At 71.9% G+C, this 15,638-nt stretch carries 15 protein-coding genes; 1 reads left to right on the plus strand and 14 read right to left on the minus strand.

What is annotated here, in order from left to right:
• Positions 1 to 435 precede the first annotated feature (435 nt).
• From PV341_RS25185 to pgsA, 14 genes are all read right to left on the minus strand, one after another.
• On the minus strand, positions 436 to 996 hold the full coding sequence (locus PV341_RS25185) for an adenine phosphoribosyltransferase (protein WP_499510796.1): 561 nt from the start codon (positions 994 to 996) through the stop codon (positions 436 to 438).
• A gap of 55 nt (positions 997 to 1,051) precedes the next feature.
• Positions 1,052 to 2,191, minus strand: coding sequence for a protein translocase subunit SecF (secF, locus tag PV341_RS25190; RefSeq protein ID WP_500324436.1), 1,140 nt, complete (start codon positions 2,189 to 2,191; stop codon positions 1,052 to 1,054).
• Complete coding sequence (gene secD / locus PV341_RS25195) at positions 2,191 to 3,951, minus strand: protein translocase subunit SecD (RefSeq protein WP_500324437.1); 1,761 nt, start codon at positions 3,949 to 3,951, stop codon at positions 2,191 to 2,193. Before secD ends, secF begins: the two co-directional genes overlap by 1 nt.
• A 105-nt stretch (positions 3,952 to 4,056) precedes the next feature.
• Entirely contained in the window at positions 4,057 to 4,482 is a 426-nt protein-coding gene (gene yajC, locus PV341_RS25200) for a preprotein translocase subunit YajC (RefSeq protein WP_500324439.1), read from the minus strand.
• A gap of 161 nt (positions 4,483 to 4,643) precedes the next feature.
• Positions 4,644 to 5,708, minus strand: a complete 1,065-nt coding sequence (gene ruvB / locus PV341_RS25205) for a Holliday junction branch migration DNA helicase RuvB (RefSeq protein ID WP_500324441.1) — start codon at positions 5,706 to 5,708, stop codon at positions 4,644 to 4,646.
• Positions 5,709 to 5,739: 31 nt separating this feature from the next.
• Entirely contained in the window at positions 5,740 to 6,354 is a 615-nt protein-coding gene (gene ruvA, locus PV341_RS25210; RefSeq protein WP_500324442.1) for a Holliday junction branch migration protein RuvA, read from the minus strand.
• Positions 6,351 to 6,881 (minus strand): crossover junction endodeoxyribonuclease RuvC, encoded by a 531-nt coding sequence (gene ruvC, locus PV341_RS25215; protein ID WP_499510802.1) that lies wholly within the window; start codon positions 6,879 to 6,881, stop codon positions 6,351 to 6,353. The genes ruvA and ruvC overlap by 4 nt, the downstream gene beginning before the upstream one ends.
• A 136-nt stretch (positions 6,882 to 7,017) precedes the next feature.
• Positions 7,018 to 7,770, minus strand: a complete 753-nt coding sequence (locus tag PV341_RS25220; protein WP_499510803.1) for a YebC/PmpR family DNA-binding transcriptional regulator — start codon at positions 7,768 to 7,770, stop codon at positions 7,018 to 7,020.
• A 61-nt stretch (positions 7,771 to 7,831) separates the two neighbouring features.
• The gene (gene pdxT, locus PV341_RS25225; RefSeq protein WP_500359027.1) at positions 7,832 to 8,431 is read right to left on the minus strand and encodes a pyridoxal 5'-phosphate synthase glutaminase subunit PdxT; all 600 of its coding nucleotides are present in this window, start codon (positions 8,429 to 8,431) and stop codon (positions 7,832 to 7,834) included.
• A gap of 85 nt (positions 8,432 to 8,516) precedes the next feature.
• Complete coding sequence (pdxS, locus tag PV341_RS25230; protein WP_500324446.1) at positions 8,517 to 9,431, minus strand: pyridoxal 5'-phosphate synthase lyase subunit PdxS; 915 nt, start codon at positions 9,429 to 9,431, stop codon at positions 8,517 to 8,519.
• A gap of 148 nt (positions 9,432 to 9,579) precedes the next feature.
• A complete protein-coding gene (locus PV341_RS25235) occupies positions 9,580 to 10,137 on the minus strand; it encodes a LemA family protein (RefSeq protein WP_500324448.1) in 558 nt (185 codons plus the stop codon).
• 101 nt (positions 10,138 to 10,238) lie between these two features.
• Complete coding sequence (locus tag PV341_RS25240) at positions 10,239 to 11,426, minus strand: glycosyltransferase family 4 protein (protein WP_500324449.1); 1,188 nt, start codon at positions 11,424 to 11,426, stop codon at positions 10,239 to 10,241.
• Positions 11,423 to 12,406, minus strand: coding sequence for a phosphatidylinositol mannoside acyltransferase (locus PV341_RS25245; protein ID WP_500359028.1), 984 nt, complete (start codon positions 12,404 to 12,406; stop codon positions 11,423 to 11,425). The genes PV341_RS25240 and PV341_RS25245 overlap by 4 nt, the downstream gene beginning before the upstream one ends.
• Positions 12,403 to 13,062, minus strand: a complete 660-nt coding sequence (pgsA, locus tag PV341_RS25250) for a phosphatidylinositol phosphate synthase (protein WP_499510809.1) — start codon at positions 13,060 to 13,062, stop codon at positions 12,403 to 12,405. Before pgsA ends, PV341_RS25245 begins: the two co-directional genes overlap by 4 nt.
• A gap of 247 nt (positions 13,063 to 13,309) precedes the next feature.
• Between pgsA and PV341_RS25255 the strand changes: the two genes are divergently transcribed.
• Positions 13,310 to 15,514: an elongation factor G-like protein EF-G2 gene (locus PV341_RS25255; RefSeq protein WP_500324452.1), complete on the plus strand. Its 2,205-nt coding sequence runs from the start codon at positions 13,310 to 13,312 to the stop codon at positions 15,512 to 15,514.
• Positions 15,515 to 15,638: the final 124 nt, after the last annotated feature.

Raw genomic sequence — 15,638 nt, forward strand, 5'->3', positions numbered from 1 at the left:
GGAGCGGGCCCTGCGGCCTTGCTCTCCGCGGGTGCGGCGGGCGCGACGGGAGGAGCCGCGGAGAGGGCAGCCGCCTGCTTCCCGTCTGCGGTCGTCGTCGGCTGAGCCTGCCTGGCCTCTTCTTGCAAGGGCACTCCTTCTGGTCCCCTCCCGGCCGGAGACGGGCGAGGAGGGAGGTTCCGAGACACCATGGTAGCGATCTGACCGGGTGGACCGCGTCCCGTCCGCCCCGTGGACCCCCCGCAACGCCCGGAGGCGGGCCCCGGACCGCTTCCGGGCCGGGAGCCCGCCTCCCGCCGTCGAGCCGCCGACGGGCTGGTCAGGCCCTCGGCGCCCGCGGTCGTCCCGGCATCCCCGCGTCCTCGCGTCCCCGCATCCGGACATGCGTGTGGCGCCGGAGCCGGGACTCTGGCGCCACACGTCGGAGAAGGGTGCTCAGACCGCGATCAGTGCCTCCAGGGGGGCACCGCCCAGGGACCGGGCGAGGCGGGCGCGCCCGCCGAGGAAGCCCAGTTCCAGGAGGACCGCGACACCGGCGACGTCGGCGCCGGTGCGGCGGATCAGCTCCAGGGACGCCTCCGCCGTGCCGCCGGTGGCGAGCACGTCGTCGATGACCAGGACCCGGTCACCGGCCGAGAAGGCGTCCTGGTGGACCTCGATCTCGGCGGTGCCGTACTCCAGCTCGTACGCCTGGCCCAGCGTCGCCCCGGGCAGCTTGCCCGCCTTGCGCACGGGCACGAACCCGAGTCCGGCGCGGGCGGCCGCCGGGGCGGCGAGGATGAACCCGCGCGCCTCGAGGCCGACGACCTTGTCGGCGCCGTGCCGGGCACAGAGCCCGGCCAGGGCGTCGATCAGCGCGTTGAACGCCGCGGGGTCGGCCAGCAGCGGGGTGATGTCCTTGAACGTCACGCCCGGCTTCGGGTGGTCGGGCACGTCCCGTATGCGGCTGAGCAGCAGGCTGCGCAGCCCTTCCGGGGTGGCGTCCGCGATGGTCATCGGTGGTGTTCCTCGGTCCTTCGTCGCTGCGACTCGTCGAACGTCCGCTGCGTCCTCAGCGGCGCTTGCCGGAGGGACGGTTGCGGCTGCGGTTGCGGGCCGGCTGGTTGCGCTGGCCGCCGACGACGGCGGCACCCGCGTGGGTGTCGTCCTCCGCCGGTCCGCCGTCCTCGTCCGCGGGGATCCCGTCCTGCGGCTCGTCCACGCCGTCCTCGCCGCGGCGGGCGTCGGCGGCGCGCTTGGCGAGCACGCGCTTGCGCAGCGCCTTCATCTCCGGGGCGCGCTCCTTGAGGTCCGCGACCAGCGGGGTCGCGATGAAGATCGAGGAGTACGCACCGGCGGTGAGGCCGACGAAGAGCGACAGGGCGATGTCGTTGAGCATGCCCGCGCCGAGCAGACCGCCGCCGACGAAGAGCAGGCCCGCCACCGGGAGCAGCGCCACGACCGTGGTGTTGATCGAACGCACCAGGGTCTGGTTGAGGCTGCGGTTGGCCAGCTCGCTGTACGTGTAGCGGTTCTGCTTGGTGATGTCCTTGGTGGACTCCTTCAGACCGTCGAAGACGACGACGGTGTCGTAGAGGGAGTAACCGAGGACGGTCAGCAGGCCGATCACGGTGCCCGGGGTGACCTCGAAGCCCACGATGGCGTAGACGCCGATGGTGATCGTGAGGTCGTGGATCAGGGCGATCAGCGCGGCCACGGCCTTGCGCCACTCGAAGGCGATCGCCAGGTAGATCGTCACCAGGACCATGAAGATCACCAGGCCCTGGAAGGCCTTCTTGGAGATCTCGTCGCCCCAGCTCGGACCGATGATCTGCGGGTCGATGTCCGCCGACTTGACGTTCAGGTCCTCGGCGATCTCGCCCTGGATCTTCTTCGCCTCGGTGAGCGAGATGTCGCTGATCTGGACGCGGACGGCGCCCGTGCCGAGCTTCTGCACGATGGCCTGGTGGCCACCGGTGTTGCCGGCGATCTTGTCCTGGACCTGGCTGACCGACATCTCGGTCTTCGGGGTCGTGAAGACCGCGCCACCGGAGAACTCGATGCCGAGCTTGAGGCCGTTGACGGCGAGACCGACGATCGCCGCGATGGTGATCAGGATCGAGACGCCGTACCAGAGCTTGCGCTTGCCGACGAAGTCGTAGGCGATCTCGCCTCGGTGCAGGCGGTGCCCGAGGTTGCCGAGCCGGGACATCAGGCCTCCTTGACGTCGGTACGGGCCGCGGGGCGGCGAGTGCGGCGCAGCGGGGGGTTGACGCCCAGGGCACGCGGGTCGAGCCCGGACCAGGGGTGTCCGCTGGCGTAGAACTTCTTGCGGGCCAGGATCGTCATCAGCGGCTTGGTGAAGAGGAACACCACGGCCACGTCGAGCAGCGTCGTCAGACCCAGGGTGAAGGCGAAGCCCTGCACCTTGCCGACCGAGACGACGAAGAGCACGGCGGCCGACAGGAACGACACGAAGTCCGAGACGAGGATCGTGCGGCGGGCGCGCGGCCAGCCACGGGCCACGGCCGGCTGCAGGGAGCGGCCCTCGCGCAGCTCGTCACGGATGCGTTCGAAGAAGACGATGAACGAGTCCGCGGTGATGCCGATGGCCACGATGGCGCCGCAGACCGCCGGCAGGTTCAGTGCGAAGCCGATGGCCGGGCCGAGCAGCGTCATGATCTCGTAGGTGAGGATCGCCGAGACGATGAGGCTCAGGATCGCCACGAAGCTCAGGCCGCGGTAGTAGGCGACCAGGTAGAGCACGACCAGGGCGAGGCCGACGCCGCCGGCGATGAGGCCGCCGTGCAGCTGCTCGCCGCCGACCGCCGCCGAGACCTTGGTGACGTCCGACTTGTCGAAGGTGAGCGGCAGGGAGCCGTAGGACAGGACGTTCGCCAGGTCCTGGGAGCTCTCCTGGGTGAAGCTGCCGTAGATCTCGGCGCTTCCGCTCAGGGTCTGGTTCACCGAGGGGGCGGAGACGACCTCGTTGTCCAGCACGATCGCGAACTGGTTGTTCGGCGGCTGCTGCTGGGACAGCTGAGAGGTGATCTTCGAGAAGGCCTTGGAGCCGGTGCCGTCGAAGTTCAGGGTGACGACCCAGCCGTTGCCGCCCTGGGTGTCGAACTGCGCGGCGGCCTTGCTGACGTTCTTGCCGTCGACCGCGGAGGGACCGAGGGCGTACTTGGCGCCGCCGTCCTGGCTGCACGCGACGATCTTGTCGGTCGGCTTGGCCTTGAGGTTCAGGTTGGCGCGCGTCTTCGCGTCGGAGCAGTCCAGCGCGGCGAGCTTCGCCTGCAGGTCCTCCGGGATGGAGGTGTCCAGCGTGCTCCCGGGGGCCGCGGCGCTCGCCGAAGGCGTCGGGGTCGGCGAGGGCGAGCCCGAAGCGGAGGCGGACGGCGTCGACGAGGCCTTCAGCGCGTCGGTGACGGCGCGGCCCTGCGTCGAGGCGCTCGCGGACGGGGAGCCGGGGACCTTGGCACCGGTGGAGGCGCTCGCGGACGGCGAGGCCGGGGACGAGGGCGAGCCCGAGGGGCTGGCGCCGGGCGACTCCGACGCCGCCGGGGCGTTGGCCACCTCGGCGAGCACCGGGCGGAAGTAGAGCTGGGCCGTGGTGCCGACCTGCTGCTCGGCCTGCGCGGCGTTGGTGCCCTTGGGGATGTTGACGATGATGTTCCGGTCGCCCTGGATCTGGCTTTCGGCTTCCGAGACACCAAGACCGTTGACACGCCGGTCGATGATCGCCTTGGCGGTGTCCATGTTGGTCTTGTTGATCGCGCCGGCCTGGTCGCTCTTGGCCGTCAGCGTGATGCTCGTACCGCCGGCGAGGTCGATGCCCAGCCGGGGGGTGGTGTGGCCGGAGAGGAACATCCCTCCGGTAAGCGCCACGATGGCCAGCAGGATCACTGCCAGCGCCCGCCCGGGGTATCCCTGGCTCCCCGAGGGCTTACGGCCCCTCTTCGGTGCTGCCACCTTCTCGATTCTCCCTGTCCAACCGCCCTGCGGACCTGCGCGCGCAGCAGGGCGGCACGATGAGTAGTACGGACTTGCCGAACCTGAAACGTACCGGCCGGGCCGTTACTTCTTGTCGGTGCCGTCCGTCTTGGAGGCGTCCTCGGTCACGCCCTCGTCGGCGGTCTTGCTCAGGTCGACGTGCTCGTCGGCCTTCTCGACGTCCTCGACGTCCTCGGCGTCGTGCGCCTCGAGCTCGGGCTCCGGGTCGATGCCGTGGACGACACGGTCGTACTCGGCCTGGTCGAGGACGGCGGCGATGGCGTTCTTCGCGAAGTGCGCGTGGACGCCGTCGGCCAGCTCCAGCAGGACCGTGTCCTCGTTGACCTCCTTGACGACGGCGTACATGCCGCCGATCGTCCGGACGCCCGAGCCGGGGGACATCTGGTCACGCATCTGCGTGGCCTGGCGCTGACGGTTCTTCGCGGAACGGGTCATCAGCAGCATGACACCGATGATCAGGACGAAAGGCAGGATTTGAACCAGATTCATGGTGTCTTGACGATCCTTCGCACGGCCGCTGGGGCCTGGTCTACGGGATTGTGGGTGTCGGTCCCGGAGGCACGACGTCGGCGGAGTCTAAGCGTTCGTTCGCCGGTGGAACAACGCCAAGCATTACACCGAGGTTCCTGCGGCGGCGAGTCTCCCCGCCGTCAAGGGCCGAACAGCCCGTCTTGCCCGGGTCCGCCGCCCTGTGGCGGCACGAGTCCAAGGTGTGCCCAGGCAGCGGGAGTGGCTACGCGGCCACGGGGTGTGCGCGCCAGGAGCCCCTCGCGCACCAGGAACGGCTCGGCCACCTCCTCCACCGTCTCCCGCTCCTCCCCCACGGCCACCGCCAGCGTCGACAGCCCCACCGGACCGCCGCCGAAGAGCCCCAGCAGGGCCTGCAGCACGGCGCGGTCCAGCCGGTCCAGGCCGCGGCCGTCGACCTCGTACACGTCCAGTGCCCGGGCGGCGACCTCGCGCGTGACCACGCCGTCGACCTTCACCTGCGCGAAGTCCCGTACGCGGCGCAGGAGTCGGTTGGCGATGCGCGGGGTGCCCCGGGAGCGGCCGGCGATCTCCGCAGCCCCCTCGGGCTCGATCTCGACGTCCAGCAGGCGCGCGGAGCGGTGGATGACCCGCTCCAGCTCGGCCGGGGCGTAGAACTCCATGTGGCCGGTGAAGCCGAAGCGGTCGCGCAGCGGCGGCGGCAGCAGACCGGCCCGGGTCGTGGCGCCGACCAGGGTGAACGGCGGCAGCTCGAGGGGGATGGCGGTGGCGCCGGGTCCCTTGCCGACGATGACGTCGACCCGGAAGTCCTCCATCGCCATGTAGAGCATCTCCTCGGCGGGCCGGGACATCCGGTGGATCTCGTCGAGGAAGAGCACCTCGCCCTCGGCGAGGGAGGAGAGGATCGCCGCGAGGTCCCCGGCGTGCTGGATGGCGGGGCCGGAGGTGATGCGGATCGGGGCGCCCATCTCGGCCGCGATGATCATCGACAGGGTCGTCTTGCCGAGCCCGGGGGCGCCGGAGAGCAGCACGTGGTCCGCGGTGCCGCCCCGCTGGCGCGCGGCCTTCAGCACCAGGTCGAGCTGCTCGCGGACCCGCTCCTGGCCGACGAACTCCTCCAGCGCCTTGGGCCGCAGCGCCGCCTCGACGGCCTGGTCCTCGCCGTCTGCGGCAGCGCCGACGAGACGGTCGGCGGTGGTCGGTACGGACTCGTCGTCCCAGTTCACTTCGGTGCGCCTTACGCTCGGCGGGCTACGGTCAGCGGGCTCGGTTCAGGGTCTGCAGGGCGGCCCGCAGGAGGGCGCCGACCTGCGGCTCGGCGCTCGCCTCCGCCTGCGGCGTCACCGCGGCCACGGCCTCCTCCGCCTCGCGCGGCTGGTAGCCCAGGCCGATCAGCGCGGCGTGCAGCTGCTCGCGCCAGGAGGCGGGCCCTGCGGCCACCGCGGGGCGTGCGACGCCCGCCGCGCCCACGGGGGCGCCGAGGCGGTCCCTCAGCTCCAGCAGCAGCCGCTGGGCGCCCTTCTTGCCGATGCCCGGGACGGCGGTCAGGGCCTTCTCATCGCCGGTGGCGACGGCCGTGCGCAGCGCGTCGGGGCTGTGCACCGCGAGCATGGCCTGGGCGAGCCGGGGACCGACGCCGCTGGCGGTCTGCAGCAGTTCGAAGACCTGGCGCTCGTCGTCGTCGGCGAAGCCGTAGAGGGTGAGGGAGTCCTCGCGGACGACCAGGGAGGTGGCGAGCCGGGCCTGCTCCCCCAGGCGCAGCGATGCCAGGGTGCCCGGGGAGCACTGGACGGCCATGCCGATGCCACCGACCTCGATCACCGCGATGTCCGGGGCGAGGGCGGCGACGGGCCCGCTGACGAAGGCGATCATGTGCTGGGCTCCTGGGTTCGTGCTCGGGCGACGGCCTGCTGGAGGCGGTTGGTCGCGGTGCCGCGCCAGATGTGACAGATGGCGAGCGCCAGCGCGTCGGCGGCGTCGGCGGGCTTCGGTGGGGCGTCGAGCCGCAGCAGCCGGGTGACCATGGCACCGACCTGTGCCTTGTCGGCCCGGCCGCTGCCGGTGACGGCGGCCTTGACCTCGCTGGGGGTGTGCAGGTGGACGGGCAGGCCGCGGCGGGAGGCGCAGAGCATGGCGACGGCGCTGGCCTGGGCCGTGCCCATCACGGTGCGCACGTTGTGCTGGCTGAACACCCGTTCCACGGCGACGGCTTGGGGCGCGTACTCGTCCAGCCAGGCCTCTATGCCGCGCTCGATCAGCACCAGGCGATGGCCGATGTCGGCCTCCGCCGGGGTGCGGACGACCCCGACGCCGGCCATGCGCAGCGGCTTGCCGGGGGCACCGTCCACCACGCCCACGCCGCAGCGGGTCAGCCCCGGGTCCACACCCAGCACACGCACCGCGCCCCTCCCTCCCTCGGACAGCCGTTCAAGCGGCCCCTGGAGGCTATCGGGTGCCACCGACAACGACGGCGGCCCGGTGGGGGTGTGTCCTCCCCACGGGCCGCCGTCCTGCCGTACGTCCTGCCGGACCGGATCAGGCCTCGACCTTCTCCATGATCTCGTCGGAGACGTCGAAGTTGGCGAAGACGTTCTGCACGTCGTCGCTGTCCTCGAGCGCGTCGATGAGCTTGAAGATCTTGCGCGCGCCCTCCTCGTCCAGCTCCACCTGCATGGTGGGGACGAAGTTGGCCTCGGCGGAGTCGTAGTCGATGCCCGCATCCTGGAGCGCCGAGCGCACCGCGACGAGGTCGGTCGCCTCGCTGAGCACCTCGAAGGACTCACCGAGGTCGTTGACCTCCTCGGCGCCCGCGTCCAGGACCGCGCCGAGCACGTCGTCCTCGTTGAGCTCGCCCTTGGGGACGATCACGACGCCCTTGCGGTTGAACAGGTAGGACACCGAGCCGGGGTCGGCCATGGAGCCGCCGTTGCGGGTCATGGCGACGCGCACGTCGGAGGCGGCGCGGTTGCGGTTGTCGGTGAGGCACTCGATGAGCACCGCGACACCGTTGGGGCCGTAGCCCTCGTACATGATCGTCTCGTAGTCGGCACCGCCCGCCTCGAGCCCGGCACCGCGCTTGACCGCGCTGTCGATGTTCTTGTTGGGCACCGAGCTCTTCTTCGCCTTCTGGATGGCGTCGAAGAGGGTCGGGTTACCGGAGATGTCGGCGCCGCCCGCGCGGGCGGCGACCTCGATGTTCTTGATCAGCTTCGCGAAGAGCTTGCCGCGCTTGGCGTCGATCACGGCCTTCTTGTGCTTCGTCGTAGCCCATTTAGAGTGGCCGGACATCAGCCTGTCTCCTTCACGTCACCGATTGCTTCACGAACACTGCGATCCTACCGGGATCACCTCACCGGGCGGCGCGCACCATGTCGACGAAGTACCGGTGCAGCCGGTGGTCCCCGGTCAGTTCGGGGTGGAACGAGGTGGCCAGGAGGTTGCCCTGGCGCACGGCGACGACCGTTCCGTCGTCGAGCCGGGCCAGCGTGGCGACCCCGCTGCCGGTGGACTCGACCCAGGGTGCGCGGATGAAGACGCCCTCGACCGGGCCGCCTTCCACGCCCTCGACCTCGACCGCGGTCTCGAAGGACTCGTTCTGCCGGCCGAAGGCGTTGCGGCGCACGATCATGTCGATCCCGCCGAAGGTCTCCTGGTCGTCCCTGCCGTCCAGGATCTTGTCGGCGAGCATGATCATCCCGGCGCAGGTGCCGTAGACCGGAAGCCCGTCCCGGATGCGGTCGCGCAGCGGCTCCATCATGCCGAAGAGCGTGGCGAGCTTGGACATCGTGGTCGACTCGCCGCCCGGGACCACCAGACCGTCCACCTCGGCCAGTTCCTCGGGCCGCCGCACGGGGCGGGCCAGGGCGTCGGCCTCGGCGAGCGCGACCAGGTGCTCGCGGACGTCGCCCTGCAGGGCGAGGACTCCGATGGTCGGGGTGCTGCTGGACACGGGCTGGGACCTTCCGGAACGTCGGGTGGGGCAACGGACGATGGGCAGGCCGTCGCCGGCCTGCCCATCGCGGGGCGTGGGGCGCCTACCAGCCGCGGTTGGCGTAGCGCTCGGCCTCGGGGAGGGTGTCGCAGTTGATGCCGACCATGGCCTCACCCAGGTTGCGGGAGGCGTCCGCGATGATCTTGGGGTCGTCGTAGAAGGTGGTGGCCTTCACGATGGCGGCGGCCCGCTTGGCGGGGTCGCCGGACTTGAAGATGCCGGAGCCGACGAAGACGCCCTCGGCGCCGAGCTGGCGCATCAGCGCCGCGTCGGCAGGGGTGGCGACACCGCCCGCGGAGAACAGCACGACCGGCAGCTTGCCGAGCTCGGCGACCTCCTTGACGAGCTCGTACGGGGCGCGCAGCTCCTTGGCCGCGGCGTACAGCTCGTGGTTGTCGTAGCCGCGCAGGCGGGCGATCTCGTTCTTGATCTGGCGCAGGTGACGGACGGCCTCGACCACGTTGCCGGTGCCGGCCTCGCCCTTGGAGCGGATCATGGCCGCGCCTTCGGCGATGCGGCGCAGGGCCTCGCCCAGGTTGGTGGCGCCGCAGACGAAGGGCGTGGTGAAGGCCCACTTGTCGGAGTGGTTGACCTCGTCGGCCGGGGTGAGCACCTCGGACTCGTCGATGTAGTCGACGCCGAGCGACTGCAGGACCTGGGCCTCGACGAAGTGGCCGATGCGGGACTTGGCCATCACCGGGATCGAGACGGCGTCGATGATGCCCTCGATCATGTCCGGGTCGGACATGCGGGCCACGCCGCCGTCCTTGCGGATGTCGGCGGGGACCCGCTCCAGCGCCATGACGGCGACGGCGCCCGCGTCCTCGGCGATCTTGGCCTGCTCGGGGGTGACGACGTCCATGATCACGCCACCCTTGAGCTGCTCGGCCATACCGCGCTTGACGCGGGCGGTGCCGGTCTCGGGGGACTCGGGGGTGCTGGGAAGCGTGGTGGACACGGGGACCTCACTCGGAGACTCAACTGCAGGGTCACGGCAGCCCACGGCGTCTGCGGGCCTCCTCACGGACGGCCGGCGGAACACCGATGGCTGCTCTGTGTTTCATGGTGGACCGCACGAAGTGGACCGCAAAAGGGCCAATCGCTCCTCAGTGGCCTGCCACGCCCTCCGCGGTCAGGACGACCGGGGGCTCGTCGTCCATCTCGAACGTCACCGGCTGCGCCGCGTGCCCGGCGAGCCGGAACCAGCGCACCTTGCGGTGCTCGCGCAGCGCCCTGGCGGCGCGCACGGCGTCGTTGTGGAAGCGCCGCGCCATCGGCACCCGGCGTACCGCCTGGGTGAGCTCGCGCGCGGCCTCGTCGCCGCCGGGGGCGGCCCGGACGGCGTCGACCGCGTCGGACTCGGCGAAGACCGCGCGCAGCGCCTGGCTGAGTTCGCTCTCGGCCACCTCGCGCTGTTCGTCCAGGGCCTGCCGGGCGGAGTGCGCGGCCTCGTAGAGCACGATGCTCGCCGCCGGGTCCAGCACCCCCGCCGTGGCCAGCTCCTGGGCCACGGAGGCCCTGCGCAGCAGCTGCGCGTCCAGCGCGGCCCGGGCGGCGTCGATACGGGCGTGCAGGCGGTCCAGCCGGCCCGCGGTCCAGCTCAGGTAGAGGCCGACGGCGACCAGCGCCACGGCGACCCAGATGAAGGTGGTCACGGGCCGCAAGGCTACCGGTGCGCCCGGTGCGGCCCACCGGGCGGCGGACCGCCGGGGCGCCGGCGGCGGGCTTCGGTCGCGGGCTTCGGTCGCGGGTGGCGGTTCCGGGGTCAGTCGCGGGCGAAGCCCAAGCGGGCCCGCAGGCCCACCCGCTCGTCGGCGGCGACCGCCACGGCGCCGGCGGTGACGGTCTCGTACACCGCGAGGATGTCGGCGGCCACGACCGACCAGTCGAAGCGCCGGACGTGCCGGGAGCCCAGCTCGCGCAGCTGGGCACGCCGCTCGGCGTCGCCCAGGAGCCGTACGGCGGAGGCGGCCAGCGCGTCCGGGTCCTCGTTGGGGAAGAGCTCGCCGGCCGCGCCCCCGTCGAGCACCTGGCGGAAGGCGTCCAGGTCGCTGGCGAGCACCGGCGCCCCGGCCGACATGGCCTCGACCAGGATGATGCCGAAGCTCTCGCCGCCGGTGTTGGGCGCCACGTACAGGTCGACGCTGCGCAGCAGCCGCGCCTTGTCCTCGTCGCTGACCATGCCGAGGAACTCGACCCGGTCGCGCATCTCCTTGGGCAGGCCCTCCACGGCCTCGGCCTCGTCGCCGCGCCCGGCGACCAGCAGCCGGGTGCCCGGCTGCTGGGCGAGGATCTTCGGCAGGGCCTTCATCAGCACGGGCAGGCCCTTGCGGGGCTCGTCGATCCGCCCGATGAAGCCGATGGTCCTCCCCCTGTCTTCGCCGGGGGGACCTCCGCCCTGCCACTCCGTCTTCGGCTCGGCGTCGGCGAAGAAGCCCACGTCGACGCCGTTCGGGATGACCACGGCGTCCCCGCCCAGGTGCTCGACCAGGGTGCGCCGGGCGTACTCGCTGACCGCGATGCGGGCGCTGATCTTCTCCAGCGCCGCCTGCAGGATCGGGTAGGCGGCGATCATCGCCCGGGAGCGCGGGTTGGAGGTGTGGAAGGTGGCCACGATCGGCCCCTGCGCGGCCCAGCAGGTCAGCAGGCCGAGGGAGGGCGAGGAGGGCTCGTGGACGTGGATGACGTCGAAGGCGCCCTCGTGGAGCCAGCGGCGCACCCGCGCGGCCGACAGGAAGCCGAAGTTCAGCCGCGCGACCGAGCCGTTGTACGGCACGGGCACGGCACGGCCGGAGGAGGTGACGTACGGCGGCAGCGGGGTGTCGTCGTCGGCCGGCGCCAGGACGGAGACCTCGTGGCCGAGCGCGATGAGGTGCTCGGCGAGGTCGCGGATGTGGAACTGGACGCCACCTGGGACGTCCCACGAGTACGGGCTGACGATCCCGATCCTCAAGGCTTCTCCGTTCCGGAGCGGTCGGTGGGGTCGCCGGACACCGGGGAGGACGCCGCTTCGCGCCCTGCCGGTTGCCCGGCGGGCGCGTCCGCCCGCGGTTCCAGGTCGGCGAGCCACAGCCGCTGCAGCATGTGCCAGTCCTCGGGGTGCGCAGCGATGCCGGCGGCGAAGACGTCCGCCAGGCGCTGCGTCATGACGGCGGTCCGCTCCGCCCGCGTGCCGTCCTCCGGCACCTCGATCGGTGCGTGGACCTGGCCCTGGAGGTTGGGCGAGTCGTCGTACCACAAGGTGACCGGCAGCAGCAGCGCCCCGGTCTGCTGGGCGAGGAGCGCGGGGCCCGCGGGCATGCGCGTGGCCTCGCCGAAGAAGTCCACCTCGACGCCGGAGGAGGACAGGTCGCGGTCGGCGACCAGGCACACCAGGCCGCCGCCGCGCAGCCGCCGGGCCAGCGCGCCGAAGGCGGCGCCGCCGGTGTGCGGCAGCACCTCCATGCCCAGGCCCTCGCGGTAGGCGACGAAGCGGTCGTACAGGCTCTCGGGCTTGAGCCGCTCGGCGACGGTGGCGAAGGGCACCCCGAGCCGGGTGGTGACCCAGGCGCCCGCGAGGTCCCAGTTGGCCATGTGCGGCAGGGCGAGGACGACGCCGCGGCCGGAGGCCAGGCCGTCCTCGAGGTGGTGCAGGTCCTTGCAGTCGAACGCGGAGCTGATGCGTTCCTTACTCCAGGCCGGCAGCCGGAAGGACTCCATCCAGTAGCGCAGGTACGAGCGCATGCCGGCCTTCGACAGCTCCCGCAGCCGCGCCTCGTCGGCGTCGGGCACGACCCTGGCCAGGTTGGACTCCAGGCGCTGCACGCCCTTGCCGCGGCGGCTCCAGGCCAGGTCGGCGACGGACCGGCCGAGCCGCGCCGCAGCGGGTTCCGGCAGCCGTTTGACCGCACCCCAGCCCAGTCCGTACAGCGCGTCGGTCAGCCCGTCCTTCACGCCCGCCCGCTCCCTTCGTGCGCCGCCGCGTCGGCCTCGAAGGCCTCGCGGCGCACGGTGATCACCCGCTGCACCAGCGTCACCAGGCTGCCGACGGCCACGATCCACAGGGCGATCGGCAGCAGCCACTGGATGCCGGGGACGCCGAACTTGTGGAGCCCCGCGAAGCCGCAGGCCACCAGTGAGATCACCAGTCGCTCGGCCCGTTCGACCAGGCCGTTGACCGCGACCGGCAGTCCGATGCTCTCACCGCGCGCCTTGGTGTACGAGACCACCTGGCCGCTGGCGAGGCAGAAGATCGTCACCGCGCACAGCACGAGGTCGTCCCCGCCCCCGGCGTACCAGAGCGCCAGCCCGCCGAAGATGGCCGCGTCGGCCACCCGGTCCAGGGTGGAGTCCAGGAAGGCGCCCCAGCGGCTGGAGACGCCCGCCTGGCGGGCCATGTTGCCGTCCACCAGGTCCGAGAAGACGAACAGGGTGATGACGACCGTGCCCCAGAAGAACTCGCCCCTGGGGTAGAAGACCAGCGCTCCCGCGACCACGCCTCCCGTGCCGATCAGCGTGACCGTGTCCGGGCTGACGCCCCGGCGGAGCAGAAACGCGGCGAACGGTGTGAGGACACGCGTGAAGAAAGCACGCGCGTACTTGTTCAGCATGGCCTTCCCGGAGGTTCGTGGGGTGCACCGGCACGACCCCGTCGGCCGTCCGGCTGGCCCATCGTAGCCAGGCGCGTTCCGCGGCAGGTCCGTGGCTCCCGTCCTACCGCGGCACGTACGACGTATGGACGCACCGTGACGGGCGTGGGAAGGTCGAATTACCGCGGGCGTCACTGCAGACCGCCCTGGGCGGGTGGTCTCCCGTGGCGCCAGTCCCCATGCCGTGACGGACCGGGAGGCGAGGCACATGGGCGACAGGAGAGACGCAGGTCCGGGAGCCGCCGGAAGGGCATTGGCGGCCGGCCGGCCCCAGGATGTACGCAACGTGGTGCTGGTCGGCCACAGTGGCTCCGGGAAGACGACGCTGGTCGAGGCGCTCGCCCTGGCGACAGGGGCGGTGAACCGCGCCGGACACGTGGCCGACGGCGGGACCGTCTCCGACCACGACGAGATCGAACACCGTCAGCAACGCTCGGTACAGCTCTCGCTGGTACCGGTGGAGTGGGACGGAATCAAGATCAATCTGCTGGACACCCCCGGGTACGCCGACTTCGTGGGGGAACTCAGGGCCGGTCTGCGGGCAGCGGACGCGGCCCTCTTCGTCGTCTCGGCGGCCGACGGCGTCGACGGCGCCACCCGGATGGTCTGGGAGGAGTGCGCGGCGGTCGGCATGCCGCGTGCGGTCGTCGTCACGCACCTGGAGGCGGCACGGGCCGACTTCGAGGAGATGACCGAGACGTGCCGTGAGGCCTTCGGGGGCGACTCCCCCGACTCGGTGCTGCCGCTGTACCTCCCGCTCCACGGGGAGGAGACCGCGGACGGCCACACACCCGTGACCGGGCTCATCGGCCTGCTGTCGCAGCGGGTCTACGACTACTCCTCCGGCAAGCGCGAGGAGCGCCCGCCGGACGAGGCGCAGCTGCCCGCGATGGACGACGCGCGCGCCCGGCTGATCGAGGGGATCATCGCCGAGAGCGAGGACGAGACCCTCATGGACCGCTACCTGGGCGGCGAGGAGCTCGACCTCAAGACGCTGGTCCAGGACCTGGAGCGTGCCGTGGCGCGCGGCTCCTTCCACCCCGTGCTGGCCGCCGCGCCGGCCGCGGAGGGCTGCAAGCAGGGCATCGGCACCGTGGAACTGCTGGAACTGGTCACCGGCGGCTTCCCGACGCCGCTGGAACGTGAGGTCCCCCAGGTCAGCACGCCCCAGGGGACGTCGCACGCGCAGCTCACCTGCGATCCGGACGGACCGCTGGCCGCCGAGGTCGTGAAGACCTCCTCCGACCCGTACGTGGGGCGGATCAGCCTCGTGCGGGTGTTCTCCGGCACCCTGCGCCCCGACGAGACCGTCCACGTCTCCGGCCACGGCCTGGAGGACCGCGGCCACGAGGACCACGACGTCGACGAGCGCGTCGGCGCCCTGTCCTCGCCCTTCGGCAAACAGCAGCGGACGGTGCCGCACTGCGTGGCCGGCGACCTGGCCTGCGTCGCCAAGCTGACCCGCGCGGAGACCGGCGACACGCTCTCCGCCAAGGACGACCCGCTGCTCATGGAGCCCTGGCTGATGCCGGACCCCCTGCTGCCGGTCGCGATCCAGGCGCACAGCAAGGCCGACGAGGACAAGCTCTCCGTCGGCCTGTCCCGGCTCGTCGCCGAGGACCCCACGATGCGGCTGGAGCAGAACCCCGACACCCGGCAGGTCGTGCTGTGGTGCCTGGGCGAGGCCCACATGGACGTGGCGCTGGAGCGGCTGCGCACGCGCTACGGCGTGCAGGTCGACGCCGTGCCGCACAAGGTGGCGCTCCGCGAGACCTTCGGCGAGAAGTCGACGGCGCGCGGACGGCACGTCAAGCAGTCCGGCGGGCACGGCCAGTACGCCATCTGCGACATCGAGGTCGAACCGCTGCCGGTCGGCTCCGGCATCCAGTTCGTCGACAAGGTCGTCGGAGGCGCGGTACCGCGGCAGTTCATCCCCTCGGTGGAGAAGGGCGTCCGCGCCCAGGCCGCCAAGGGCGTGGCCCTCGGCTTCCCGGTCGAGGACATCCGCATCACCCTGGTCGACGGCAAGGCGCACTCGGTGGACTCCTCCGACGCCGCCTTCCAGACCGCGGGCGCGCTCGCCCTGCGCGAGGCGGCCACGCAGTGCCGCATCCACCTGCTGGAACCGGTCAGCGAGATCCGCGTCATGGTGCCGGACGAGTACGTCGGGCCGGTGATGAGCGACCTGTCCGGGCGCCGCGGACGGGTGCTGGGCACCGAACCGGTCGGCCTGGGACGCACGTTGGTGCGGGCCGAGGTACCGGAGATCGAGATCGGGCGCTACGCGGTCGACCTGCGGTCGCTGTCGCACGGCACCGGACGGTACGGCCGCAGCTACGCCCGGCACGAGCCGATGCCGCCCCAGCTGGCGCAGAAGCTGAGGGAGCAGCACGCCCAGGAGTCCGGCAAGTAACCCCCGTACGGGGGACGTTGGCGGCCCGGCGGAACGATCTTCTTCCGCCGGGCCGATGACGCACGTCACACCCCCCGTATACGCTGGGTGGGCGGCCTCGCAGGTGTGCCGGTGCCGCGACCGG

It is taken from the genome of Streptomyces sp. PA03-1a (genome assembly GCF_033792805.1).
GTDB lineage: Bacteria > Actinomycetota > Actinomycetes > Streptomycetales > Streptomycetaceae > Actinacidiphila.

Bases quoted from the DNA above. Each gene is read 5' to 3' on its own strand.
- ruvA (WP_500324442.1), bottom strand. From the start codon at position 6,354: ATGATCGCCTTCGTCAGCGGGCCCGTCGCCGCCCTCGCCCCGGACATC.
- PV341_RS25185 (WP_499510796.1), bottom strand. From the start codon at position 996: ATGACCATCGCGGACGCCACCCCGGAAGGGCTGCGCAGCCTGCTGCTC.
- PV341_RS25220 (WP_499510803.1), bottom strand. From the start codon at position 7,770: ATGTCCGGCCACTCTAAATGGGCTACGACGAAGCACAAGAAGGCCGTG.
- pgsA (WP_499510809.1), bottom strand. From the start codon at position 13,062: ATGCTGAACAAGTACGCGCGTGCTTTCTTCACGCGTGTCCTCACACCG.
- secF (WP_500324436.1), bottom strand. From the start codon at position 2,191: ATGTCCCGGCTCGGCAACCTCGGGCACCGCCTGCACCGAGGCGAGATC.
- PV341_RS25255 (WP_500324452.1), top strand. From the start codon at position 13,310: ATGGGCGACAGGAGAGACGCAGGTCCGGGAGCCGCCGGAAGGGCATTG.
- yajC (WP_500324439.1), bottom strand. From the start codon at position 4,482: ATGAATCTGGTTCAAATCCTGCCTTTCGTCCTGATCATCGGTGTCATG.